Annotated in this window: 20 protein-coding genes and 1 pseudogene; 8 read left to right on the top strand and 13 right to left on the bottom strand. The window is 39.2% G+C overall.

Features of this window, described 5'->3' with window-relative positions; translation table 11 throughout:
• Positions 1–67 precede the first annotated feature (67 nt).
• From ACE1CC_RS34595 to ACE1CC_RS37050, 7 genes and pseudogenes are all read left to right on the top strand, one after another.
• On the top strand, positions 68–1,696 hold the full coding sequence (locus ACE1CC_RS34595) for a DEAD/DEAH box helicase (RefSeq protein ID WP_413274971.1): 1,629 nt from the start codon (positions 68–70) through the stop codon (positions 1,694–1,696).
• Positions 1,626–2,840 (top strand): DUF790 family protein, encoded by a 1,215-nt coding sequence (locus ACE1CC_RS34590; protein ID WP_413274970.1) that lies wholly within the window; start codon positions 1,626–1,628, stop codon positions 2,838–2,840. The genes ACE1CC_RS34595 and ACE1CC_RS34590 overlap by 71 nt, the downstream gene beginning before the upstream one ends.
• A gap of 30 nt (positions 2,841–2,870) precedes the next feature.
• Positions 2,871–3,431 carry a Uma2 family endonuclease gene (locus ACE1CC_RS34585; protein ID WP_413274969.1) on the top strand — a complete coding sequence of 187 codons (561 nt, stop codon included), beginning with the start codon at positions 2,871–2,873 and terminating at the stop codon, positions 3,429–3,431.
• A gap of 330 nt (positions 3,432–3,761) precedes the next feature.
• Positions 3,762–4,085 (top strand): hypothetical protein, encoded by a 324-nt coding sequence (locus tag ACE1CC_RS34580; RefSeq protein WP_413274968.1) that lies wholly within the window; start codon positions 3,762–3,764, stop codon positions 4,083–4,085.
• A 20-nt stretch (positions 4,086–4,105) separates the two neighbouring features.
• Positions 4,106–5,596 carry a hypothetical protein gene (locus ACE1CC_RS34575; protein WP_413274967.1) on the top strand — a complete coding sequence of 497 codons (1,491 nt, stop codon included), beginning with the start codon at positions 4,106–4,108 and terminating at the stop codon, positions 5,594–5,596.
• 2 nt (positions 5,597–5,598) lie between these two features.
• Positions 5,599–6,267, top strand: a complete 669-nt coding sequence (locus ACE1CC_RS34570) for an OmpA/MotB family protein (RefSeq protein WP_413274966.1) — start codon at positions 5,599–5,601, stop codon at positions 6,265–6,267.
• 105 nt (positions 6,268–6,372) lie between these two features.
• Positions 6,373–6,770: pseudogene (locus tag ACE1CC_RS37050) on the top strand (endonuclease domain-containing protein).
• A gap of 241 nt (positions 6,771–7,011) precedes the next feature.
• Here the strand turns inward: ACE1CC_RS37050 and ACE1CC_RS34555 are convergent.
• From ACE1CC_RS34555 to ACE1CC_RS34495, 13 genes are all read right to left on the bottom strand, one after another.
• A complete protein-coding gene (locus ACE1CC_RS34555) occupies positions 7,012–7,881 on the bottom strand; it encodes a formylglycine-generating enzyme family protein (RefSeq protein ID WP_413274964.1) in 870 nt (289 codons plus the stop codon).
• 87 nt (positions 7,882–7,968) lie between these two features.
• Positions 7,969–9,042, bottom strand: a complete 1,074-nt coding sequence (locus ACE1CC_RS34550) for a glycosyltransferase family 4 protein (RefSeq protein ID WP_413274963.1) — start codon at positions 9,040–9,042, stop codon at positions 7,969–7,971.
• 1 nt (position 9,043) lies between these two features.
• The gene (locus ACE1CC_RS34545) at positions 9,044–9,889 is read right to left on the bottom strand and encodes a glycosyltransferase family 2 protein (protein ID WP_413274962.1); all 846 of its coding nucleotides are present in this window, start codon (positions 9,887–9,889) and stop codon (positions 9,044–9,046) included.
• Complete coding sequence (locus tag ACE1CC_RS34540; RefSeq protein ID WP_413274961.1) at positions 9,886–10,962, bottom strand: glucose-1-phosphate thymidylyltransferase; 1,077 nt, start codon at positions 10,960–10,962, stop codon at positions 9,886–9,888. Before ACE1CC_RS34540 ends, ACE1CC_RS34545 begins: the two co-directional genes overlap by 4 nt.
• Positions 10,963–10,965: 3 nt before the next feature.
• The gene (gene rfbD, locus ACE1CC_RS34535; protein WP_413274960.1) at positions 10,966–11,844 is read right to left on the bottom strand and encodes a dTDP-4-dehydrorhamnose reductase; all 879 of its coding nucleotides are present in this window, start codon (positions 11,842–11,844) and stop codon (positions 10,966–10,968) included.
• On the bottom strand, positions 11,841–12,386 hold the full coding sequence (rfbC, locus tag ACE1CC_RS34530) for a dTDP-4-dehydrorhamnose 3,5-epimerase (protein ID WP_413274959.1): 546 nt from the start codon (positions 12,384–12,386) through the stop codon (positions 11,841–11,843). The genes rfbD and rfbC overlap by 4 nt, the downstream gene beginning before the upstream one ends.
• Entirely contained in the window at positions 12,383–12,625 is a 243-nt protein-coding gene (locus tag ACE1CC_RS34525; protein ID WP_413274958.1) for a hypothetical protein, read from the bottom strand. The genes rfbC and ACE1CC_RS34525 overlap by 4 nt, the downstream gene beginning before the upstream one ends.
• 104 nt (positions 12,626–12,729) lie before the next feature.
• Positions 12,730–14,559, bottom strand: a complete 1,830-nt coding sequence (locus ACE1CC_RS34520; RefSeq protein ID WP_413274957.1) for a hypothetical protein — start codon at positions 14,557–14,559, stop codon at positions 12,730–12,732.
• An 11-nt stretch (positions 14,560–14,570) separates the two neighbouring features.
• The gene (locus ACE1CC_RS34515) at positions 14,571–17,150 is read right to left on the bottom strand and encodes a hypothetical protein (RefSeq protein WP_413274956.1); all 2,580 of its coding nucleotides are present in this window, start codon (positions 17,148–17,150) and stop codon (positions 14,571–14,573) included.
• Positions 17,151–17,342: 192 nt separating this feature from the next.
• Positions 17,343–19,259, bottom strand: coding sequence for an HlyD family efflux transporter periplasmic adaptor subunit (locus ACE1CC_RS34510; protein WP_413274955.1), 1,917 nt, complete (start codon positions 19,257–19,259; stop codon positions 17,343–17,345).
• A gap of 117 nt (positions 19,260–19,376) precedes the next feature.
• Positions 19,377–22,403 (bottom strand): peptidase domain-containing ABC transporter, encoded by a 3,027-nt coding sequence (locus ACE1CC_RS34505; RefSeq protein WP_413274954.1) that lies wholly within the window; start codon positions 22,401–22,403, stop codon positions 19,377–19,379.
• A gap of 270 nt (positions 22,404–22,673) precedes the next feature.
• Positions 22,674–23,477, bottom strand: a complete 804-nt coding sequence (locus ACE1CC_RS34500) for a peptidylprolyl isomerase (protein WP_413275026.1) — start codon at positions 23,475–23,477, stop codon at positions 22,674–22,676.
• A 10-nt stretch (positions 23,478–23,487) separates the two neighbouring features.
• On the bottom strand, positions 23,488–23,673 hold the full coding sequence (locus ACE1CC_RS34495; RefSeq protein WP_413274953.1) for a hypothetical protein: 186 nt from the start codon (positions 23,671–23,673) through the stop codon (positions 23,488–23,490).
• 344 nt (positions 23,674–24,017) lie between these two features.
• Between ACE1CC_RS34495 and ACE1CC_RS34490 the strand changes: the two genes are divergently transcribed.
• Positions 24,018–26,654, top strand: a complete 2,637-nt coding sequence (locus tag ACE1CC_RS34490; RefSeq protein WP_413274952.1) for a methyltransferase domain-containing protein — start codon at positions 24,018–24,020, stop codon at positions 26,652–26,654.
• Positions 26,655–26,868: the final 214 nt, after the last annotated feature.

Below are 26,868 nucleotides of genomic sequence, written 5' to 3'. Positions count from 1 at the left end.
AAAACTATTTACAAATTCCAAGTAAACACTTAAAATTAACGAGGGGAATCACAGTTTTAGATAATCAATGCCTCGTACTCCTACTTTAACTTTCGATCGCGGCACCTTAATTCTGCATCCACCACCGAGAGGCAAAAGCAGGGTGGAATTCGCCACTTGGGATGAGAGAGTAGAAAAATTTCGCATTCCGGCTATTCATTACCGTCCGTTGGTTGAAGCTTTGCAAGCAGAAGGAATTGACTTTATTGATGAGGCGAAAGAATTTGTACCTTTGCAATTAGTTCCGAGTTTAGAAATGGAACCTTACCCGCATCAAAGTGAAGCATTGATGGCTTGGAAATTAGCAGGAAGAATGGGAGTTGTTGTGCTGCCAACTGCTGCGGGAAAAACTTATTTGGCACAATTAGCAATGCAAGCAACGCCACGCAGCACGTTAATTGTAGTACCAACTTTGGATTTAATGCACCAATGGTACGCACATTTAGTCGCGGCTTTTCCTGATGCGGAAGTTGGTTTATTAGGAGGTGGATCGAGGGATAAAAGTCAAATTCTTGTAGCTACTTATGATAGTGCGGCAATTAATGCGGAAAGTTTAGGAAATCGCTATGCTTTGTTAATTTTTGATGAATGTCATCATTTACCAACGGAGTTTTATCGGGTGATTGCGGAATTTGCGATCGCACCCTACCGCTTAGGACTTTCCGCAACTCCCGAAAGAACCGACGGCAAACATAAGGAATTAGACGTTTTAATTGGCGCAGAAGTTTACCGGAAAACACCTGAAGAATTGGCGGGTAAAGCACTTGCTGACCATCAAATTATTCCGATTAAAGTTAAGTTATCGCAACAGGAAAGGGAAAGATATAATGAATTGATGAAAGTTCGCAATGACTTTTTGAAAGCGGAAAAAATTCAATTGGCAAGTTTGGAAGGTTGGCAAAGATTTGTGATGGTGAGTGCGCGATCGCCAGCCGGAAGACGTGCTATGTTAGCTCATAGAGAAGCTAGGGAAATTGCGATCGGAACAGAGGGAAAAATTCGCGTTTTGGCTGATTTATTAGCCGAACATTTCCCGGAACGAATTTTGATATTTACTACAGATAATGCCACAGTTTATCGCATTTCTCAAGAGTTTTTAATTCCGGCAATTACTCACCAAACTCCGATTAAGGAAAGACACGAAATTTTGACTCGGTTTAAGCAGGGAGAATATAAAAGTTTGGTGGCTTCTCACGTTTTAAATGAAGGGGTTGATGTTCCTGCGGCTAGTATTGCGATTATCCTTTCTGGTACTGCTTCGCCAAGGGAATATATTCAAAGATTGGGGCGAATTTTGCGAAAGGGTGGTGATAATAATAAGCGGGCAATTTTGTATGAGGTGGTGACGGAAGATACTAGTGAGGAAAGGGTTTCTCAGAGGAGGAAAGGAGAAGAATTTGAACCGCCCAGACGCAGAGAACGCAGAGGGGAGGAAAAGGAGAAGTTTGTTCAGTTGGAACTTTTGCCTTCTGAACCAATTTATAAGGTTGCTGAGTCGGCGGAGGTTGGGGTTGATGATTCTGTTAAGAAGCAGGGAAAATCAGAGATAAGTTATTCTAAGGAAAGTCGAAAATCTAAGAAGAAAAATGTTACCAAGCGAGTTGCTGATTCATCGCCAAAATGGGGAGTCGATAATCCCGAAACGCCTGAAGATTGACGATCAAAATTTGGAGATTGCGACGGATATAATTAGTTGTTTTGCAGAGAATGTGGGTCAAAGTCAGGGTGAGTTGGATAAGCAGCTTTTGGAGTTGGAAGGCGATAGTCCAGATTATCGTTTAAAGCGGGGTTTTGCTCATTTGTTGAAGGGTACTTTTTCTACTTTTGAAATTGTTAGTCCTCTGGAACCGCAAGAATTACGTCAGCGAGTTTTTACTTTGTCTGCACAATCAATTCCTAATCCTTTAGCATCTCAAAGGGTGTTGAATAATTTAGCAGAGCAACTAAGTCGGGAGTTAAATAAAGAGGTTTCATCACAACAAATTCGCACTGGTTTATATGCAGATTTGCAGGAAAATCGGATTTTAACTCAGTTCGATCCTCCAGCACCAGAAGATATTATACATCGTTATAATATTTCGCAAGTTCAAGGAGTTTTTTATCGTGCTAGTCAGATTATAATTAATGCTCATCGTAATGTTCCGGGCGAGTATAAATTGCTGTTTCGCTATCTGAAATTGTTTCAATTAATGGCTTATATTGAAGGTGATGCCGATCACGGTTTTACTATTACTATTGATGGGCCAACTAGTTTATTTAAAGCTAGCACGAGATATGGATTGGCGATCGCAAAACTCATCCCCGCACTTTTGCACGTTACAAAATGGAGTCTCAGCGCCACTTTACAAACAAAAGATATCTACAGCGGCAAAGAAAAAACTGGCAGATTTACTCTTAATTCAGATTGCGGTTTAGTCACTCATTATCCCCCCGGAAAACCTTACGATAGTATGTTAGAAGCTGGGTTTGCTAATCGTTGGGAGTCTCTAAAAACTGATTGGATTTTAGAAAGAGAAGTTGACTTAATTCCCATTCCCGGAAGTGTGATGATTCCAGATTTTCGCTTAGTTCATCCCGATGGTAGAACTTATTTATTAGAAATAGTTGGTTACTGGCGACCTGAGTATTTACAAAAGAAATTTGCCCAAGCGAGAAAAGCTGAATGTGATAATTTAATTTTGGCAGTTTCGGAAAGATTGAATTTAGAAAAAGCCGGAGTTAAAGTCAGTAATACTCCCGCTAAAATTGTCTGGTTTAAAGATAAACTTTCACCCAAAGTAGTGTTAGAAGTTCTAGAATAAATTGCATAACAGCAAGATTTGGAGGTAGCAATGTCTGTGCAATTACTAAGACGAAAATTTACAGTAACACAGTATCACCAAATGATTGAAGCTGGGATTTTGACAGAAGACGATCGAGTAGAATTGATTCGAGGAGAAATTGTTGAAATGACACCAATTAATAGAAGACATTCAGCCCATGTCAGTCGTTTAAATGAGTTATTTATTTTACGTTTGGCACAGTTGGTAACAGTAGGAGTCCAAAATCCAGTAGAATTAAATGATACTTCTGAACCACAACCAGATATATCATTATTGCGTCGAAAAGCTGATTTCTATGAGTCAGGACATCCCAAACCACAGGATATTCTGTTATTAGTGGAAGTGGCAGATACGACGGTGGAAAGCGACAGAGAAATCAAAATACCTCTGTATGCCGAAAATGGAATTGTAGAAGTTTGGTTAGTAGATATTAATGAACAATGTATTGAAGTGTATCGGGAACCTTCGCCCAATGGTTATCAGAATATCCAAAGGTTTGTCCGAGGAGAAAATTTATCTATTCTCGCTTTTCCTGAAATTATTATTAGTGTAGATGAAGTGTTGGGATAAACATAATTTTAAGATTGTAGAGACGTTGTATACAACGTCTCTACATTAATTACTTTATTATGTTCCGAATCAGAGTTCACGCACCTATTGATGCCGCAGGGTGGCAGGTGGCAGGGTAGAATATTAAAACAATTTTATTCTGTTTCAAAATAAACTAATTTAAGTAGTAACACTGATGCGAAAAGAAATAAAAAATAAAATAATAATAAAGTGCAGATGGTAATAAATAACATTCTTTGACTGTTGTCTGCTAGTAGATACGTCAAACCGTAAGGAGAGGTTATCTATCAATATCTGCCCAAAAATATCACTAATATCAAATAGCCAAATATGGAAACTTTAACTTCAAATTTTGAGGAGTTAATCACAGAAATTGCTGCAATTAATCAAGCTTGGAAAGTATCAAGAGAACTTTCTCCTAATTTGGCTAATTCCCTAAAAGACTTAAAAAATCGCTTGCAGGTGCGCCTACTCCGCAATGCACCAGAGCGAGTTTATTTGGAATTAGACACAGCAACCGAAAGCGAAGAACCACTTTACAGTTTGCGACTTCGGCAACCAATAGGCAATCGCTGGAATGCCGAACATTTGCCAGTGCGGGTAGCTCAAGAAATGCTATCGGATGAAGAGTTAAAGCAGTTGATAAAAGTGTAACCAAACTGAGGAGAATATCAGTGATTAGCAACTTTTTAGGAGTAATTTGGCAGAACAGTATCTTTCATTGGGTAACTTTGCTGCTGTTGATGTTTGCCTGTTTAATTGAGTTTTATTCTACTGTAACGTACATAAAGAAATTGAAAATTAGTATTACAGGGGAAGCGATCGCATATTTAAAAGAAGTAAAAAACAAAGGAATTAGCAGAGAAACAGTTAACTTAGATGTTAAGAACATTCCTAAAGATAGGCGAATAAAAATATTTAACTGGTTGAGTAAACATCTAGTCGGGAGAGAACTAGAAGATACTTTTCAAGCACAAATAAAGTCCGGGTGCTTTGTACTTTTACAGTATCCAGGAATTCTAGAAAAGCCAGTTTCTCGCAGTTCTTTGCGTTTTATTCAAAGCTTACTGATTGCGATCGGAGTTTTGGGAACCTTTTACGGCATTCAAGTAGGATTAAGTGGCATTTCTTTAAGCGATATTGGTGAAAATAGCGGACACTTACTAAAGTCAAGTGTTCAACTACTTGAAGGAATGAAAACAGCTTTTTCTACCTCACTAATGGGATTGGGAGCTTCCAGCATTTTCACACTAGTCTTAGCTTGTTTAGAGTGGATGCGTAAAAAGTATCGAGATAACCTGAAAAAAGAATTAGACAGAATTACCATATTAGAAACACCGATGCGACTGCTTGAGAGAATGAATCCTGAAGCAAATTTGCAAGCTTCTCAAGCACTTGCTAATGCTGCGGAAACAATGGGAACTAAATTTGCGGAACTGATAGAAATTCAGCGCCAACTTAGCCCGAAAGCGATCGGACAAGAAGTAGGAAACGTCATCAAACCTGTATTTCAAGAAATTCAAGTCGAACTAACAGCATTACGAGAAATTAAGGCAGATCAAGGTCAAGAAATATTGAAACACTTAATCGAGGAACAACGAGAACAGTTAATTAAACCAATTATTACTGAATTAAGTAATAGCGCCTATCTCACAAAACAAGCTTCGGCAGCTGTTATGGATCTGAAAAATGAATTAGGGGGCATTTCTCGGAGTTTATCAGAGTCGATCGTTACCATTGAGCATTTTCAAGTCGAAACTCTGAGTAAACTTCAGCAATTTGCCACTGATTTAGGAGCTAATGTAGAAAAAACATCCGCTACTTTCATAGAAATTCGGGAAGAGTTGGAAAAATCTCTCAACACTCACTTGGAAATCCAACAGCAATTAGTTCAGGAATTTCAAAACAACATTCATGAAATTTTTACCGAACAGAATAACAATCTTCAACAATTAGGAGAACAAACTTCTGAAGCAATGCGTGTACAACGTGATGCGCTGACTAAAATTGCCAAACAAACAGTTAATACTTTTATAGGCATTCGTGAAGAACTAGAACAATCTCTGCAAACTCAAGCACAAATAGAACGAGATTTACTTAAAGAATTTCAAAACCGTTATCTAGAAATTTTTGACAATCAGAAAAATAACAACGGTACACATTAATTATGTTTAATTTAAATGAATTAAATCATCAACCAGAGTTAGACGAAGAAGAATCGAGCGTTTTGCTATCAATTGGCGATTTAATGTCAGGATTATTAATGATTTTTGCCCTTTTATTCGTTACAGTTCTTGTCCAACTAAAAGACAAAGAAGAACCGCGTCGAGTTGTAGTTGGTACAGTTGTTGAGCAAATGAAAGGCAATAACATTAATGTAAAGGTTAACCCAGAAACGGGCGATGTAAGCATTCAGGATAAGATTCTTTTTGATGAAAATAGCGCGGAACTAAAACCCGCAGGAAAGATATTTCTCAAACGATTTATTCCAGTTTACAGTCGTGTCATTTTTTCCAAAAAAGACTTTGAAAAAGAAATTGCAAGAGTGGTTATTGAAGGGCATACTAGCTCAAAAGGAGATGATGATACCAACTTGGAACTTAGCTTAATGCGATCGCTCTCTGTCGCTAAATTCATCTTTTCCAATGAACTGAATTTTCCCACAAAATCACAATTAAGAACAAAAGTTATGGCAGCAGGTCGTGGCGAAATGGAAGCAAAACAAAAAGTAGATGATCCTAGCGATCGCAAAGTAATTTTCCGCTTCCAATTTCGCGGCGAAAACTTCTCTGAATGGTATAAAAAAAACCAGCCTTTACCACAACAAAAACCGTAAAAATTCATTATAATATAGCGACAATAAAAAACTTTAAGGTAAATCACTCAACATATAAACAAAATTCCTGTCCCCCCCTTATTAAGGGGGGCTAGGGGGGATCAAATGCCATCATCACATCACCAAAACCTCAATAACACCGATTTTCACCTACCCTACAACCGTCAACTAATAGCAAGAGCAAAAGAACTTCGTAAAAACTCAACACCCGCAGAAAAAAGCTTTGGCAAAATTACCTCAGAACCTTTAAATTTCGAGTTTTGCGTCAGCGACCAATTGATAACTTCATTGTTGATTTTTACTGCGCTGCATTGAAGTTAGTAATTGAAGTTGATGGAGAAAGCCATTTTACTGATGAAGGTCAGGAATATGACCGTGAAAGAACACAAATATTACAAGGATATGGGTTAAAAGTGGTGAGATTTACCAACGATCAGGTGTTGAATAATTTTGAGGCGGTGTGTGAGGAAATTGAGGGTTTGATCCCCCCTAACCCCCCTTAATAAGGGGGGAAATATATTCAAATTCTCTGATTTTTGCCAGAGATTAGATCCCCCCTAACCCCCCAAAACACAAGGGGGGAACCGGATTCAAGATTCAAATCAGCTTCAAAGTCCCCCTTTGTAAGGGGGATAATGGGGGATCGTAAACTTGTGCCTAAAAGGTTTTATGTTCAAAAAAATTTTTTAAGTGCTTCCCGCAGGGAAAAGAAAAGAGGGAAAAGGGTAAAAGTATAAAGGGGTACTAAGTCCACTCCGCACCACAGACAATCCGAAAACCGATATTGATGTCGTTATCGTAGACCGGAAGGAAGTGGTTGCGACAAGCCGATCGGCAGTTTCCAGGATTGTTGACCCACGAACCACCCCGCAGCCGCCTAAATAAGCTTTCAGCACTAACTAACCATACACTCCCATCTAACGGTGCGCCTTCATAATTTTCATGCCAATGGTCAGCACACCATTCCCAAACATTGCCGTGCATATCGTAAAGCCCAAAAGCATTAGCGGGAAAACTGCCAACTTCTATAGTTTGATCTCGATAAATTCCCTGAGAACCTGAAGCGTAGACATGGTTGCCGTCGTAATTGGCTAAATCGGTTATAATCGTTTCGCCAAAATGAAAAGGCGTTGTAGTTCCCGCACGACAGGCATATTCCCACTCTGCCTCACTGGGCAACCGATAATTTCGCCCGGTTTTCTGGGACAGTCGATCGCAAAACTCCACCGCTTGATACCAGGAGACTTGCTCTACCGGACGATTTGCACCTTTGAATTCAGATGGGTCAGGATCGAGATCGACTTTGACTTTGGGAAAACCTGCGACTGTTTGCCATTGAGCTTGCGTAACCGGAAACTTACCCATAAAAAAGGGTTTTATCGTCACGGAATGCTGTGGCTTTTCATCATTTAACGATTCTGGTTCATCAGTTGGCGAACCCATCAGGAATGTGCCACCAGGAATCGCAACCATTTCCAAAATTACCCCATTCCCCAAGTCTTCAGTAAAAAATTCTGCTTGTTGACGACTGCGTTTTATTTCGTGAGTAATTTCTTCACCTTTTTTGACAACAGAAATAGTTGCCGTCTCAAAATCAAAGGTCTGTTTTTGCATATTAAATATGTTTGGCAGTTCACTTTATCAGAGTAGCTATGCTTGATAATATCAATCTTACCGATTAACAACCCACCCATAATAATTTTAAAGAAAATTTCGCAACACCGCCGCCGTAGCTTCTCCCGTTTTCTCCCAACTAAATAACTTGCATCTCAAAAAACCAGCTTCCCGCAAACGCATCCGCAAACTTTCATCATTCGCCAAACTTTGCATTGCTTCCGTAATTTCTCCCACATTATAAGGATTAACTAAAATCGCCGCATCCCCCGCTGCTTCTGGTAAAGATGAAACATTGGAAGTAATTACTGGAGTTCCACAAGCCATTGCTTCTAATACCGGAAGTCCAAAACCTTCCCAAAGACTTGGAAAAACTAAGGCAATTGCTTGATTAATTATTGTCGGTAATTCACTATAAGCAACGTATTCTAAAAACTTGACTTGATTACTGATTCCTAACTGGGTTACTGCTGCTTTCAATGTGGGAGTAAAGCGTTCATCAACAGAACCAGCTATCCACAATTCATAGTCATTTTTATTAGGTAAGTTAGCAAAAGCTGTAATTAAGCGGTTAATATTTTTATAAGGGTCATGTCTACCAATATATAAAAAATAATTGCGCTTTGGCAAATCTAAAAATCGAAAGTGCGCTTCATTATAGGCTAACAAAACAGGTGTAACTTTCCGTTCTGGGATTTGGAAAAATTTCATTACATCGTTAGCAGTGGAAACAGAATCACAAATAATATGTTGTGCTTGTTGTAATACCAAAGGTAAAAGATAACGATAGTAATTAGTTAAAGGCGAAAATCGTCTGGGAAAGCGCAACGGAATTAAATCATGAACTGTCACAACATATCGACAACCAGCATAAATTGGTGCTTCTGGTAAAGGCGAAAATAATAGTTTAGCTTGCAATTTATGATAAATTTTTGGCAGTTGCAATTCTGTCCATAAAATGCGGGAAAAGTTACCTTTGGTTCCTTGTTCCGGTGTTAAGTTCGACGGTACTGGATAACAGTTATAATCTGGGATATTTCGGCTAGATAACAAAGTCGGATTGAGGGGTTTTAAATGGGGAAAAAGATTAAAGGCGTAGGTACTAATCCCCGTTGGTTTAGCCATTAAAAATGCTAAGTTTATTAGTAGTTCGGTTGACAAGTTAAAACACTCTCCTTAAATAAAGCGATATTCCAACCAATTTCCCCAAGGCGACTTTTGGTTTGAGTGGAATTAAGTATATCGCATTTAAAAGCAAACGAACCAATCTTAATAATAGGACTATTTTACTTGTATATTTTTCCATAGTCAGCAAATAGCTGTAAGTACTATGCTGGAATTTTAAAAACGCATTTTTGCCTGTAATTGCTGAAGGTTGATGAACTACACCAATCTGATTAGTAATGGCAATTAAATGTCCTTGTTTGGCATAGCGTTGGCAAAAATCAAAGTCTTCGTAATAGAGAAAATATTCTGGATCAAATTGCGGACAAACAGGAAATTTTTGGAGATTAATTAATAAGCTACAACCGCTAACCCAATCGGTTTTTAAATACGGAATATTTGAATTTTGATTGTCAATTGTTTTAGGAATAATCGCACCATTCTTAGGGATAAATTCACCGCCAGCAAACCAAATTTCGCCAGTTGTGGTGTAAATAATTGTACCCAAAATAGAGAGTTCGGGATGGTTTTGGAAAAGTGCTGGAACTTTTTCTAATGCTTCGGGTAATAAATAAGCATCTGGATTTATCAGCCAAACGATCGCTTTTTGATTTTGCTGATAAATCCAATTTAATCCTAAGTTACAAGCTTTGCCAAAACCCAGATTTTCTCCTGATTCCAGAATCACAACTTTGTCAGTTTTTAAATCCTGAATAGATTGCTCATCTGGAGAATTGTTGACAATAATAATTTGGTATTCAACAACTTGGTTAGGAGAAATTGAGTTAATTAACTTGGCAATTAACTGGCTGGAATAATAGTTAATTGCCAAAAGGTAGATCATGTCAACTCAATTTGACTGTCATCACCGATCATAAATCTTAAGGCTTTTGGACGTTGTGGTGCAGCAACTAATTGCACTCGTTGTCCAATTACACTATCAACAATTCGTTGATGAATTTCGATTACTTTTGCACCTTGTAAAATTACACTATGGTCGATTTCTACATCGATTAGGTTAACATTATTGCCAATGCTGCTGTAAGGGCCAACAAAACAATTTTCTAAATAACAATCGCTGCCGATCGTCACAGGCCCCCGAACGGTACAATTAACTAATTTAGTACCAGCGCCAATTTGCACTCTACCAATTACTTGACTTTTCTCATCTACTTCACCCAAAACAGATGCAGTCAGGCAAGTTGTATCCAGAATAATCCGGTTTGCTTCGAGTAAATCGTCTTTTTTCCCGGTATCTAACCACCAACCTTCTAATTGACAAGCTTCGACTTGTTTCTGTTGGCTAATTAAGTATTGAATGGCATCGGTAATTTCTAATTCGCCCCGGGCGGAGGGTTGAATATTAGCGATCGCATCATGAATTGTGTTAGCAAAAAAGTAGATTCCCACCAATGCTAAATTAGAAGGCGGAACTTTCGGTTTTTCTACTAAATGCAGAACTCGCCCATTTTCATCAACTTGCGCCACCCCAAAAGCGGTGGGATTAGGAACTTGTCGCAACAAAATTAAAGCATCTGTTTGTTTATCTTTAAACCGATCGAGAAACAGATTTAACTCACTTTGAATTAAGTTGTCACCCAAATACATAATAAAGGGTGAATCTCCTAAAAATGGCTGGGCAATTTTTACCGCATGAGCTAAACCAGCAGGTTGCTCTTGTAAAATATAAGTAATGTTAGCACCAAAGCGATCGCCATTTCCCGTCTTCGCTTTTACCTCTTCCCCAGTTTCCGGGCTAATAATAATCCCAATATCTGTAATTCCCGCTGCTACGATTCCTTCGATTCCATACCAAAGAATTGGTTTATTTGCCACTGGAACAAGTTGTTTTGCACCTGTGTAAGTGAGAGGTCTAAGTCTTGTTCCTTTACCACCGGACAGAATTAGTGCTTTCATAATTTATTGAGCGTATAGTTCAGTTAACATTTTTCTCAATCCTTGCCGCCAGTGAGGGGCAAAAGTTCCCAATACTTTTGATATTTTCTCACCAGCAAGCACCGAATATGCAGGACGAGTCGCGGGAGTGGGATATTCAGGTGTAGTAATCGGAACTACTCGCTGAATTTGCAAATCCCATCCTAATAGTTTTGCTTCCTCAAATATAGCAACTGCAAAGTCATACCAACTAGCAACGCCACTATTTGTATAGCTATATATTCCCGCAATTTCTGGCTGAAACAGGGTAATTAATTGAGTGATTGCATTGGCTAAATCTAACGTATAAGTTGGACTACCAATTTGATCTGCAACTACCCGAATTTCTGGTCTATCTTTCCCTAATCTCAGCATAGTTTTGACAAAGTTACCTTTGCCACCTACGCCATAAACCCAAGCAGTTCGCACAATAATATAATTTTGGCAACTGTTTTGAATGGCGATTTCCCCAGCGAGTTTAGTTTTCCCGTAAACACTCAAGGGATTAGTTGGATCTGTATCCTGATAAGGCGAACCTTTGCTACCATCAAAAACGTAATCAGTGGAAACGTGAATTAAGGGAATTGCTAACTTTTCACATTCTTCTGCTATGATACCAGGCGCGATCGCATTAATCGCATTCGCTAATTCTGGTTCACTTTCAGCTTTATCAACAGCGGTGTATGCCGCAGAATTCACTATTACATCAGGTTTCGCTTCATTAATTACCTGACGAATCGCCTCTGGTTGAGTTAAATCTAATTCTGCCCTTCCGACTCCGATAACTTCGCCAATAGTGGGAAGAATACCGCTTAATTCTTCTCCTAATTGACCGTTAACTCCAGTGACTAAAATACGTTTCATGGGTATACTTCTGCGTCTTTAAAGGGTTTGCCAGCTATGTCTTTTGCAGATAAAATCGGTTCAGAATCTAGAGGCCATGCGATCGCTAAATCTGGATCGTTCCATAAAATAGACCTTTCATGCTGTGGTGCATAATAATCGGTAGCTTTGTATAAAACTTCCGCTGTTTCTGAGACTACCAAAAAACCATGAGCAAAACCAGCCGGAATCCACAACTGCTGCTTGTTTTCCGCACTTAACAAATAACCCACCCATTGTCCAAAAGTCGGTGAATTTTTTCTAACATCCACCGCCACATCAAAAATTTCGCCCGACACTACCCGGACTAATTTTCCCTGTGCTTGTTCAATTTGATAATGCAAACCCCGCAGCACATTTTTACTAGAACGCGAGTGATTATCTTGGACGAAATTAACTTCTACACCAGTTTTTTCGGAAAAAGCCTGCTGGTTGAAACTTTCAAAGAAAAAACCTCGGCTATCTCCAAAAACTTTTGGTTCAATCAGCAATACATCAGGTATTTCAGTAGCAGTAGTTTTCATACATTGTTAATTTGTTGACTACCTAGAGGAAAAGCTTTTCCTGTTTCACCATTAAAAGCCGTAGCTTCAATATTTACCAAGCCTTTTGGTAATTTATTGGCCGGGAATGATTTTTCCCATCCAGCCATCAAGTATACTTTGTTTCTTGTCGCATTGACAATATCTAACTTTCCATCTTCATAAAAACTTTTTAATGCTAGCTGATTACCTAAAGCAGCGATTAAACCAACAGCGTCCACATATCTTAATTTAAGTATTTGGCTTTAAGCTAAATTTAGGAATAACTTGGTCAAGATAGCTAGATTAATACTAAAGCTAACTGCCATCTTGATTTTCAGCCTAGTTAATTTTTCACCAGATGAGTGCCACCTACTTTATAAGCTTTTGCTTTCTCAGTGTCAAATGCCCAGGCATTTATTTTCACTAACCCTTTTGGCAATCTACTAGCCAGAAAAGTTTTTTGCCAGCCAGACATCAAATAAGTAGTTGTCTTCACAGCTTTAACCACATCTGGTCTTTCTACCCTCTTATCAAACACAGCAAATATTATGTCTTCGCCCGGACTTTTTTCATAAGTTAAGATTACCGCATCTGCGGGTTCTTTTTTTTCTGGTAAAATTGCCCATCCTCGAGCAAAATAATTATTATTATCTACCTTATTTACTTGCTCAAACCACCCATATCCCCATGCTTGATTAGCCGCCTTATCTGTTCCATGAATATCTTGTATCCTCTTACTATTAATAAATTTTGCATCTATTATTCCCAGAAAATCAACTAATTTAGCTCTCTTTTTTAGCCCTTCAAAATTGGGGTAAACTTTTTCTTTAATGCACTTTTCTTCCGGTGTTACATTGAGAAAAATATAGCAGGCTTTGGCTTGTAAGCGATCGAGTCTAGTCGTATACATTCGTGGAATTGTAAGTTCCGCAGTGATAATGTAAAAGTAGAAAAACCCGGCTAATAATATCAAAATTCCGGCTTGAGCAATTCTTTTGCTTTTTGAGAGCAAAAACCCTTTTGTTCTGGCATCATCATAGACGATCGCAACCAGATTGATTAAAGCCAAAGGAAGATACACAGAGAAAGTCATGTATCTAAAAGCAATAGAAGTATCTAACCCGAAACCTGACCTACCTAAAGAAGTAATTAATCCACTAGTTACACAATAAAAACCAATTGTTAGCCAACCTGTCATCCTATAAATTACCGTCGGGTCTTTTCGCTGCTTAATAAAATAGCTAAAAACTCCCAACAATAAAATTATTAATATCGTTCCTATCCAAATATTATTTCTAATTAAAACTGCAACGTTCCCATCATACTTAACTGTTCCCCAAGCCAAAGGAGCTCCTAAAAAAGAGAGTAAGTATAGTAATGCTTCATTTGGATGCAATAGACCATAACTAATACCAGGCATCCCCGGTGGTTTTTGGTAATTATAAAAATATACAGCCATATTAGCTGTAAAGGTAGCAATCCAAGGAATATACAACCATTTTTCTGGAATAATATCTGGCGATCGCCAATTTTTTGAAATAGCCAAAGCCGGAAATACAAGTATCCAACTCAACATTCCATTACCAAAAGAATAAGTACTAACCGTACATAAAATCAGACATATTACTAACTTAGCTTTCCTGTTTATCCCTGAATAAATTGCTACTAAACAACTGGTAACACAGGCAATTGGCATGAATACAATTAATTGATGTCCCCATAACCAATTTTCATATTGTACTGGTGAAAAAATTAATAAATTACAGAGAATCGTCAGGAATATTACCTGAAATAAACTTTCACCTATTGTCCATTTAATTAATCGAAATACATTAATTGAAACTAGGCAAGCTAATACTACACTAACCCACATTTGATGGGTGATATCCCAGTTCCAATTATTAAAATAAGTCAACCCTATAAAAATAAATCTGGGAAACACATATCTAGCTTCATTTTGCTGGGAAATTAGATCTTCAAAAGTTAATCTGAACTCAGGATAAACTTTATTTAACAATAAGCTAATCTCCCAATCATCCCAAAATGGAATATTGACACTATTTTGGTAAATTAATATTCCTATTAAGAAAGCCGGGATGATTGTTAAAATCAAACCAGTCAAATACCATATTTCGGGACGCTTATTCATCTCTAACGCTTTCCAGTCATTCAAAGCAATTTGTCTCAATACTCTACTACTATTTTTGGCTCACCGATCAACTGAAAAACCTGATTTTTTTGAGAATCATACACCCAAGCTTTGATGACTGATTCTCCCATTGGCAGAGATTTGGCTGAAAATCTCACACTCCATCTAACTTGACTATACCGACTTGACTTGAAAGCCTTAGCTACATCAGGACTGGGCAAATTTACAGGCGCACTAGCAAAAAAAGTATTTTCATTGCCATAAGATAGTAGCACCTTTGTCGGGAGAGCCGAACCCTCTGGCAAGATAGCCCATCCATTTGCTACTACACTTGTACGTCGCTTGAGTCTCAAATTGGTGTTTATTGTCGATGGACTATCCATAAATCCATACACTTTAGTAGTGTCATTCACAAAAACCACATTAGTTGGAAAATCCTTAGCTTTTTTTAGCTTATACTCAGCAATATTATATGAAGTAAAACTTAGATCTATATCTGGTTTATACACTAAAGAGTTAAGTGTAGTAAATTTGATTGACGTTATGGCAATAGGTAGCTGTCCTTTCAAAAACAATAAAGCATCATTACTATCTTTGGGTAAGTGACCGATCAATATTCCATTTTGGGCATTTCCTGGCACAATTCTATAACTACGCTTACCCCCATTTTCATCAGTTACACTGAGCATTACAGGTGGGTTTCTATAAAAAGTTTTATAAATTTTACCAAAAACAGAATGTTTAAATTTAACGGCTAAACGAACCACCTGTCCATCACCCACTTCTATTTTCCGATCGCTATTCCAACGAACCGATAAATTTTTTGTTTGAGTACTTGGAGAACACCTACTGGAATTCAGCTTGGTCAATACGATCAATTTTGATAACCCCGGCAGATCTATCAATTGAGGAACATTATCCGCTGGTTTGTAATTACAAAAAACATAGAAAAAACTTTTCGGTTCGTCAAAAAAAGGATGCCTCTTATCAATACTTTCAAAATTATAAAAAATGTAGTCTCTGGGATTTCTTGATAAGCTGTTCCAATTTAAGTTATCGAGATAGGTCGTATAAGCATTATAGGACTGAAATACAGGTCTTGGTTTCCAATTAAGTTGGTTAGCTTCTACTAAAGATATTTCCCAAGGAATAATATCTATCTCTTGATTTTTTACTACCTTTCTTATACTTTCTGGTAGTTCTACTTTAGACAAGTTAACCTGATTTCTTGCATCAACTTCTTCTCGCAGTTTGCCTAAGTTAGCGAAAGCTAACACATTACCAGCTACCTGCGAGGGATTCAACGCCGCAAGCCTATTAGTACCTTGAGCAAATTCTTTATGTCCAAAAGGTGTGGAAGTGAAGCCATATATCAGCATAATGACCAACAGATATATGTAGACTACAGCCCCTTTTCTAATAGTACTAATTTTTTTAGCTTTAGTAAGAGATATAGCAACTATCAGAGGCGTGGAACTTATTAAGAAAAGAGTATGCCCATCCTGACGAATAAACCCATGTTTAAAAGTCATCCAGAGAATAAATGCTAAACAAAGAGAAAAAACTAAAGAACTTTCCCGTGCTATTAAAATTAAAACTGTCAACACTAAAATAACTTCAGAAATTCCAATTATGAGTTCTCTTTTTAAAGGGCTGACTACAGTCATTGCTTCAGAGTAGCCAGAAGAAATTTCTAAACTCCCCTTCAAATAGTCTATTAATGGATGAGAAAAATAAAATAACATAAATATTAACGCCAAACTGTAGACTAGATAAAATATGCACCAGCCTGCAATTTTGGGATTTAATATGATGTTTTTTAGCTTGACTGCCTGAGTTTTTTCTAAATCTTTACTGCCAATCTTTACACACCACCAAGTAAATATACCGCTAATTGCTGAGAGCAACAGACAAATCACTATTTTTTTTATTCCCTCTATAGAGTCAGGTTTGCCAATTACAAATTGTCCAGAAATAGTGATTAAAGCTGAATCTAAAAAAGACAATAATATAGTATTAATATTTGGTTTTTTTGCTTTTATACTTAAATAAATATCACCCAAGAGCAAGAAAAATAGAGAACCTAGTACAACTACCCCTAAATTTAACTTAATACTCAGGCAAATACTAGCAACTATTCCTAATCCCCAAGACCACTGTCTAATTGATTTACTGTCATAAAATGACAGCATAATTATGATTATGTATAAAATTTGATAGCTGGGATCGAGGAGAAATATATATGAAAATAAATATGCAGATAACAGGCTGCAAATAATTAGGAGTTTTCCCAAAAATCTGGGTTCTTTAAAAATTTTTATAATTACTAAAGTCCATAATACAAAGTATACTAAAACTTTAAAAGATAGTATATGAAAAAAGTTGGAATTTGTCGCCGCACCAGTAATTAAATATCCTAGCCGACCATAAGTAAATACAATATCTCGTCCAAAAATCAGTTGATCTTCTGAGGCACGACTAAGAGCATATCGCCAAGATGGATCTAGCCCTATTTGTATTCCTTGAGGTATTGGTAAAAAAGCTAGGAGACAATATGCTAATGGAAATATCCCTAGCATCCATATCTTCCAATACTTACGGATATTTTCTGTCATTTTCAGCAACCTTAATTCGATTAATTAACCATTTTACACTTAAAAGAGTTAACTAATCTGGTAATCAAACTTGTAACTAAACAAAGAATCATCAGCGGAGCAAAGTTTAACTATAGTCCACTGATGATTAAATTCCATAATCTAAAGAAATACAGCGGCAGAGATTGTGCGATCGCATCTCCCCCATAACCTTTAACGCACAGTTTCCAAATTATCAACTTGTTTTTGGAACAACTCAGTAAAGATAGACAGTAAAGTTCTCTTCCGCACCTTAATGCTAGCATTCACCGCCATACCGGACTGGACGCGAAATTCCTTGCCATTAATTTTTAACATTTGATTTGTTAACTTAATTGTGGCAGGGAATGAATAGAAAGGACGTTCTTGAGTAGGTGGTAAAACATCTGATCCCAGAGAAGCAGAAGTCAATTTCCCTTGCAAAGTACCAAATTCAGTAGATGGGAGAGACTCCACATTCACCTCTACTGTTAAACCATCTTTCTCCTTAGTCAATCTATCAACAACCTGTCCGATATCCCGGTTTGTGAGGTAAACTTTTGCCACCAATTGATCGTCAGGAACAATTGACAGCACAGGTTCCGTGTCTATTTGTCGCACCACATATCCGGGGCCTGTGGGTTTCAAATTAAATACTACACCATCCACAGGTGCTTTAATTTCTTGGAATTCTACAGCTTGTCTTGCCTTAGCAACTTGTGCCTCAATTTCATCTAGCTTTTTCTTATTTTCCAAGCGTAATCTAGCTAACTGACTATCAATTTCTGCGATTCGTTTGTGGTTGTCAGCAATTTTTGTCCGCACGTCTTTTTCGGAAAAAGCAACAGCATTTTGCCATTGTTTGTTCGCTCTGTCAATTTCTGCATTTATGCGTTGTTGCTCTTCTCTCAAACGCTTAGCTTCCGCCTCCGTTCTCATTAATTCAGTTTCCCGCAGGGTAATTTCATTTTGCCGCTCAGCAATTTCCCCAGAAATGCTATCAATTTGATCCTTGCGTGATAGCACTTCCGCTTCACTACTTACTACTTCATTTTTGCGAGTTAATATCTGTTGCATTTGCCGTCTACCTTGCAAATCCGACAAAGCCCCCGACTGTACCACAGGTCTAATTTTTTCCATTAATGCTTCATCTGAAGCCAACAACTCCCTAGCATTTTTCACCCGATTTTCTGCATTTGGTAACTGCTGTTGAGCCGTTGCTAATTGCCTTTGCGCCGCCTGTACCCGCTCTCTCGAAGTTTGGATTTGCTCATTAAGCTTAGGAATTTGTGACTGGGCTGCATTCAATTGAGTTTGCACCTGAGCTAATTGTGCTTGTAATCCTTGAATTTGCAATCTAGCTGCTTCCTCACGAGATTGAGATTCAGCGCGACTAGCTGCTAAAAGTTCTTGTTGGTTAGTGGAAAACGCATCACCGTTGGCTCTTGTTGGTGTACCTCTGCCATTTGCCAATGCTGTGAGGTATTCATTTTCTGATAGCAAAGCTGCTTTTGACTTTAATAATTCTTGGAATTCGGAGCTAGAGTTGGTGATATTCGAGCTAGCTAATTGTCCATTAAATTGTCCATTGTAAAACTGATTTTCCCGGAGCAACATTTCCCGTTGTCTGAGTAGGGCATCTAAGTCGGCTTTGGGTGCTAAGGAGTCCAGTACTAATAATACTTGACCTTTTGTGACGCGATCGCCATCTTTAACCAAAATCTCTCTAACTACCCCACCATTAGGCGCACGTAATTCTTTAGCTGCTCCCTCTGCTTCCAACTTACCCTGTGCTGGCACACTTTGATCCAGCGGTGCAAAACCAGCCCACAATAAACCCGCACCAGTCACACCAATAATCATCCACACAAAAGCGTGTGACCACCAAGATGGTCTTTCTAAAATAACAGGTTGGTCATCTGGGCGAAAAGGTAAAGGAGTTCTAATTATTGGTTGTGCTTTCGGTTCCCAAACTGTCTCCATTTCCTTCACTTGAGTAGCAACATTATGCTTGCCATTACCATTCCCATTACCATTACCATTACCATTGCCATTACCATTGCCATTGCCATTACCGTTGCCATGATGTTCGGTTGTTTGTTTATTGGTCATTTGCTATTAGTCTCCTTGTGAATTTTAAATTTTAGATTTGGAATTTTTTGATAGTCATTTGTCACTTGTCATTAGTCATTGGTTCTTGGTAATAACGAATGACTAATGACATTCGACTTACATTATTTCTGATTCCTGTTGCTGGTAGAGGCAATAGTAACGTCCTTTCAGCGCCATCAGTTCTTTGTGAGTTCCCTGTTCAGCAACTGCACCTTGATCCATCATGAGTATTAAATCTGCACTTCTGACAGTACTCAAGCGGTGAGTAATAAAGAAGACTGTGCGATCTTTAAATGCCGTTTTTAAGTTTTCACAAACTAAGCGTTCCGAGTGGTAGTCGAGGGCGCTGGTAGCTTCGTCCAGAATTAGCATTCTGGGGTTTTGCAACACAGTCCGTGCTATAGCTAACCTTTGTCTTTGTCCCCCGGAAAGCGAGGAACCCCGTTCACCGACTACTGTGTTATACCCATTAGACAAAGACATAATAAAATCATGGGCAACAGCAATTTTAGCTGCTTCGATAATTTCCTCATCCGTTGCTTCTGGGTTAGTTAAACAAATGTTTTCCCGGATTGTGCCATTAAACAACAACGTATCCTGCAACACCATCCCTATCTGACGACGTAAGGAATACAACTCCACTTTAGCAATATCGTAACCATCTACCAGAATTCTGCCCGCTGTTGGCTCATACAGCCGTTGCAGCAATTTCATCAAAGTGCTCTTACCGGAACCACTTTGACCCACAATGCCCACAAAAGTTCCTGGTTCAAAATCTAAATTAACATTCACCAGTTGCAATGGGCCATTAGGATTAAACCGGAACGACAAATTATCGTAGGTGACACCGCCTTGAATTGGTGGCATGGCAATATTAGTAGTGTTAGATTCATCCGCTTCGGGATGAGCATCCAAGATGTCGCTGAGTCGTTCAATAGACAAGGCTGTTTCTTGGAAGTTTTGCCACAACTGCACTAAACGTAACAAAGGACTGGTGACATACCCTGCAATGATGCGGAAAGCGATCAATTGTCCTAAAGTCAATTGCGGTGGGTTAGCAATTACCATCGCAGCACCTACCCACAACAGCAATAACCCAGACAATTTATTAAAGAAGCCAGAAAGAGAACTGGCGGTACTAAAAGTTAATACGGTTTTAAACCCTGCTGACACATAACGGGCGTATTTTTCTTGCCAATTCCACCGGGATTTTAACTCAATTGTTTGGGCTTTAACGGTTTGAATCCCCGATAACACTTCCACTAAATATGATTGAGTGTCGGCGTGGCGTTCGGCTTTGGTGCGTAATTGACGTTGGACGATCGGTGCAACTGTTAAAGTCAAAATGGCAAATAACGGAATTGTTGATAAAGCTACCAAAGTCAGTGGTACGCTGTACACCAACATGAAGGCAATGTAAAACACTGAGAACAGCGCATCTAACACCACAGTTAACGCCGTTCCTGTTAAGAATTGTCGAATATTTTCCAACTCGTTTACCCGTCCGGCTAGTTCCCCTACCCGACGGTTATCAAAGTAGTGCAGAGGTAATTTCAACATGTGGTCAATTACTTCTGAACCCAAACTTATATCAATTCGGTTGGTAGTATCAACAAATAAAGTCGTCCTGATATATGTCAGTAATGCTTCAAAAACTGCCACGACTAACAGCAATAACCCCACACTATGCAGAATGCTATCGCTGCGATCCTTAATTACTTGGTCAATAATTACCTGAGTGGCTAAAGGATTCGCCAAAGCAAACAGTTGTACCAAGAAAGAAGCGATAAATACTTCTATCAGGACTTTTTTATGTTTTTTAATTGCAGGTAAAAACCAGCGCAGACTGAATTTTTCCCTTTGTCCTTCGGGACGGGATTGTAGTAATAATACTTGTCCTTCTGCGCCCCAAGTTTCGGCAAATTCTCTGGGAGTGCGGCGGCGGATTCCTGCTTCGGGAACTGCCAGCACCAATTCTTTTTCACTAATTTTGTAGAGTATGGCAAAGCTATCTTGCCATTGAATCAATGCTGGTGCTCTTAACCTGGGAACGGCGGCGGCTTGGACTTGAACTAACTGGGCGCTAATGCCCATCATTTCGGCTATACCACCACAGGTCATGAGTGTTAGTCCGCCTTTGGTTTTATTTTGGTTATCAATAATTTTATGGATGATGTCTCGCCGGAAAGTCACGCCCAAATACTTAGCTAGCATTTTAAAGCAAGCTAAGGGCGCTTCCACTGGGCCACGTCCTTTAAAAAATTGAAAGGGACGTTCTGAGACTATGACTGGTTCAGTTTTGGCGGGTGTTTCCGAGGCGTAGGGGATTTGATCGTAGGGTGAGTGGGGACTGGTAGCTGGTGAGTGGGAATCTGTTGGTTGTGCCTCTGTCTGTGTTTCTCTGGCTGCTTCTATTATTTGTGTTGTTTTTGCTGCCTGTGGTAAGGCAGAAATGGGTACTCCCAATAACCTACCGCCTTGTTTGCCTTTGACGGGTACCCAACTGCCTACTTCCTGGATGGGAAAACGGCTACCGTTGGAGAATGCGCCTATCATGCCACTGCTAACCATCCACAACATATCGCGATCGAACTCTGGCAAGGTAGCTTGACCGTTGGGGAGGTTGACAACTTTGGCGTGGGGAAAAACTTCTGCGGTAAGTTCTTTCAGGTTTACTGTGGCTATCGCCCGACGTTGTAATTCTAAACTTAGCAGTTCAAATACTTCGCTGATGCTTGGTTGTTCGCGATAAGCTTGGCGCAGGATTGGTTCTTGATTGATGAAGGATGAAAATACTGAACTGGGAATGGTGATGCAGATCACTTCGTCTGATGCGATCGCTGTCTCACATCCTTCCCCTCGCACTAGTGCCGCCCAACCTAGCACTTTCCCTGGCCCTGCCATGTACAAGCTGACGGGGGTTTGAACCCGTTGGTCATAGGCTAACACCCGCACTTGTCCCATGTAAACTATTGCTACTTGAGTAGCTGGTACTTCTTTTTGTATAATTGGTTGCCCAATGCGATACCGCAATAATTGGCATTCGGCAGATAGGTTTTGTAATCTGGTTTGGGACAGTTGATTAAACGGTTCTGTCTGGGCGAGAAATGTTTGAATTTGCGATCGAGAAACTGCTTGGGTCATGGTATGAATTTTAGATTTTCGGTTTTAGATTTTTGATTGGGTTTTTTTGCTAATATTATGCACTCATGGGTCTATTTGCCTAAAGCGGCATATTTGATTCAGGAAAGGCAGAAGGCGGCAAGAAAGTTTTGCCTTTTGAGTTATACTCGGCGCGGTCACAAACTGTTGTTTTTGATTTGTAGGGGCTATCGCATTCCGGCAATAATTTGTTGGTTATCGCCAAATATATGTACCGAAATGCTTCGCCCCTACTATGACTTTTATGCCTCACTAGTTAGGGGAACTGGGGTTTGGATCGTCTGAAATTTCTTGATTTTCTTCTGTTTCTCCTGTTTCCTTGTGATTATCTACTACTTGCAACCCCCCCATTTCTTGAATTTGTTCCCCAAGCCAGTTCTCAAACATCTCGTCTACTAAGCGGCGACGCATCGCATCGTCGAGTTGGGCAGGCATATTTTTTTCTAGTCTAATAATCACAAACCATTCTGCCAAAGCTCTAGGCGGCCAAAGTTGACCGGGTTGGCTGACGGCTAGTAATTGACCGATCAGGGGATGGGGTTGTTTAATAGGAACTGGCCCCAGCAAGCCTCCAGTTTTAGCTTCAGGCCCTTGGGAGTATTTTTCCGCTAATTCCGCAAAGGATTGTTCGCCTTCTTGAATGCGGAAATAAATTTCGTTTGCCAAACCCAAATCTTTAGTCCGAATCAGGGAGTAAACTACTTGGTCGAGATAGGGCTTGCGGGTGAGAAAATAATTTTCTACCTTGTTTCCCCAATTGGCTTGTTTGAATTTTTCCACTCGCAGGGGGCGCACTGATAATTCTTTTAACTGTTCATCTGTGATTCCTTGGTTTTGCAGCCAAGCTGCTTTAGCTTCTGGGGTATTGAGTTGATACTGAGCTTCAATTTGAGAAACTGCTGAGAGCATTTCTTCCTCAGTATATGGAATGTCTGCGATCGCTCTATCGATAATCAACCCTCGCAAAAATTGCGGCATTAGCTGGTAACGAGTCATCATTTCCAGCATCTCTGTAGGTTGAATTTTTTCCTCGCCTGCTTTAAATAGTGTTGTCATCATTTCCGAGTTATACTTTTTCCTTGGCTGTTAGTGTATCCATAAATGATTTTGCTATTAAAGTACCCTCCTTACCAACCCTTTTAACAGCGAAAACTCCCGATCGTGCTAATCGATCGCGATCGCAGATCCAGAAATCTGCCCAAATTGATTTTGGGATACCAGTTAAGCAAATCGGCTTTGACAGATTCATCATGTGGGTAGCATCCACAAGAACTAAGTCTACACAGTCTGAATCAAACTTAGCAGATGCCTTGGTTTGAGCTCTTTTGCAGGTAAAACGGCTGCGATCACTACGTTACTCTCACCTTTATACGATCCTAACTCGACTACCTGCGACTCGGTAAGTAAATTTTTAACAATTTTTTGCCAAGTTACAGCCCGCAGCAAGTTAAACCAAGCCCCTATCCGATCCCATTCTAGGATTTCGCTAAACTTTCCACAGGACATCTTGATTTTGGATAATTGCCAAATTTAGCGGAAAATTCTTTACAATTTATTTGCAATTATCCAGGCTTCAAACGAACTTAACAAAATTTCATGCGAATTCTGTTTACGATTTCCCACTTTTTCCAACCTAGCGATGGCAGTCGGTACGGTTCACAGGGTAAAGATCCTCAACCTCGGATACAAGCACTTACCGCTTGTATCTCTTCTCTACACAAATTGTTTGGTAAATCACAAGCTAGCTTTGATATTGCTCAAGGTGCAGCAAAACCAGCGAATCAATCCCAAGTAAACAACATAGATATTGTGATTTGTACTACTAAAAATCAGCACCTCCTCGACCAACTTTCCTTACCTGCCGACTTATACAAACATTACCGCACCAATGCGGAACCGATGTTACTTGGTTTTGAGTGTCAAGCATTACTGCGTGATTGCCTTGGTGCTTATGATTATTTTTGCTTTTTAGAAGACGACATAATTTTGCATGACCCTTGGTTATTTGTCAAACTTAATTGGTTTAACAAACAAGTGGGAGATAATGCCTTACTCCAACCAAATCGTTACGAACTTTCTCCCCCAGGAAACAGCAAAAAGATTTACATAGATGGTAATTTGTCACCATTGCTAACTGCTAATTTTCAAAATTTGTCAGACCAACCGGAATTGCAGGCGCAAATTCTGGGACAACCTGTGATTTTTCGCCGTGCTACTAACCCGCATTCTGGTTGTTATTTTCTCAATGTCCCCCAAATGAATTATTGGGTACAGCAACCGCATTTTCTCGATCGCGATTCCAGTTTCTTTAGCCCTTTAGAAAGTGCGGCTACTCTGGGAATCATGCGGACTTTTCGCATTTATAAATCTATTCCGCAACAGGCGAACTTTTTAGAAGTTGAACATTACGGCAATGCTTGGACTCAAAAATTGTTAAAAATCCCCGCAGAGGAACAAGGGAACAAAAGTGCAGTTGAGGAAATTAAAGTTAGTGCGCCATCAAATTTAGCTATTCAACCAACAATTGTTAGTTCTGCATCCATACCTGATTATTACAATCGAGCTAACCCTGATTTACTCCGACTTTTGCCAGCTGATGCCAAAGTAATTATAGAAGTTGGTTGTGGGGCAGGAGCTTTAGGAGAACAGTATAAAAGAATTAATCCTCATTGTAAATATATTGGCATTGAGTTAAATGAAACGGCGGCGAAAATTGCAGCGACAAGATTAGATCGTGTAATCATAGGAAGTGTAGAAAACTTAAATATAGCCGATGAAATTGGCGAAGGTATAGCAGATTGTTTGGTGTACGGCGATGTGTTAGAACATCTGGTTAATCCTTGGGCAGTGCTGGGCAATCATTTAAAATGGTTGAAAGCAGATGGTCAAGTTTTAGCTTGTATTCCTAACGTACAACATTGGAGTTTAATCCTAAGATTATTGCGCGGAAATTGGGCTTATGAAGATGAAGGTTTGTTAGATAAAACTCACTTACGATTTTTTGCTTTGGATACAATTAAGCAATTATTTGCTGATGTGGGATTGCAAATTTACGATGTGCAACCTAGAGGACAACAAGGGGAAAGTTTTCAGAAGTTCCAGCAAATAATGGCTCCAGTTATTAATAGTTTGGGTTTGGAATCAACCGATTTTGCTCAGAGAACAGGAGCTTTACAATATGTAGTGCGAAGCACTAAAACTCCGATTGCATCTAAACCTTTGCTAATTCAAACTATTTTAATGGCTCCTTTGGCGTGCGATCGCGTCCGAGTTTTAGAACCAGACCAATTAAGTGCTACAATTCCCGGAGTGCGAACATTAGCTACAGTAAAAACAGCTAATCTGGGCGCTGGTAAACCAGAAGAAGATAAAGTTTTTATTTGGCAAAGAGCATATTTACAAAGTCCAACTGATGTTCCCAAATTGCAAGAATTGCTGCGCCGAGGATACTTAATTGTTGCAGAAATCGACGACGATCCGCTACGTTGGCCTGTTCATGGAGAGAATCAATTTTTCAGTTACAAAGCTTGTCATTGTGTACAAACTTCTACCGAACCTTTGGCAGAGTTTTTGCGCGGAATAAATCCGAATGTAGGGGTTTTTCAGAATCAATTAGCTTATCTACCGCCAGCCATAAATTATGAAGTAGATGCGCCAGTTACTTTGTTTTTTGGTGCTTTGAATCGGGAAGAAGATTGGGCGGAAATTATGCCTGCGATCAATGGGGTGTTGGGGCAATTTGGCGATCGTATTCGCGTACAAGTCATCTACGATCAAAAGTTTTTTGATGCCTTAGAAACACCACACAAAAAATTTGAATCTTTCTGTGCTTACGAACGGTATCAAGAACTTCTTCATACTTGTGACATTGCCATCTTACCCTTAAACCCCACCAGATTTAACAGCATGAAATCCGACCTCAAATTCATTGAATGTGCCGGACATGGAGTAGCAGTTTTAGCAAGTCCAACAGTTTATGAAGCTTCAATTATTGAAGGAGAAACCGGATTAATTTATCGTTCTGTCGCCGAATTTGAAGACAAATTGAGAAAGTTAATTTCCGACACCCAATGGCGACAAAACATTGCCCAAAACGCATACAATTGGGTAAAAAACAATCGCTTACTTTCCCAACATTACCGTCAACGTCGAGACTGGTATTTAAAAATGCGGGAAGAGTTACCCAGATTAAACGCCGAATTAAAAAGTAGAGTCCCAGAATTGTTTGTTTGACATTTGTAGGGTGCGTTACGCTATCGCTAACGCACCACCCCACTAAGCAACAATACATTCAACAAAATTATTGGGGTCTTCCGTACTTAGGTTGATAAGTTTAATTAATTAATTTCGTTAGAGCTATAGGTAAATAACGATGAAATCCTGATATAGTAAGGGTCTGAGTCTAAAAAAGCTCAAAAAAGATGAACAAAGTTTTGAGTAAAAGACA

Origin of the sequence: Floridaenema aerugineum BLCC-F46, assembly GCF_041929345.1 — a bacterium.
GTDB classification, from domain to species: Bacteria; Cyanobacteriota; Cyanobacteriia; order Cyanobacteriales; family Aerosakkonemataceae; genus Floridanema; species Floridanema aerugineum.
Note: the sequence above shows the minus strand (reverse complement) of the source record. Positions and strands in the feature narration are given on the sequence as shown.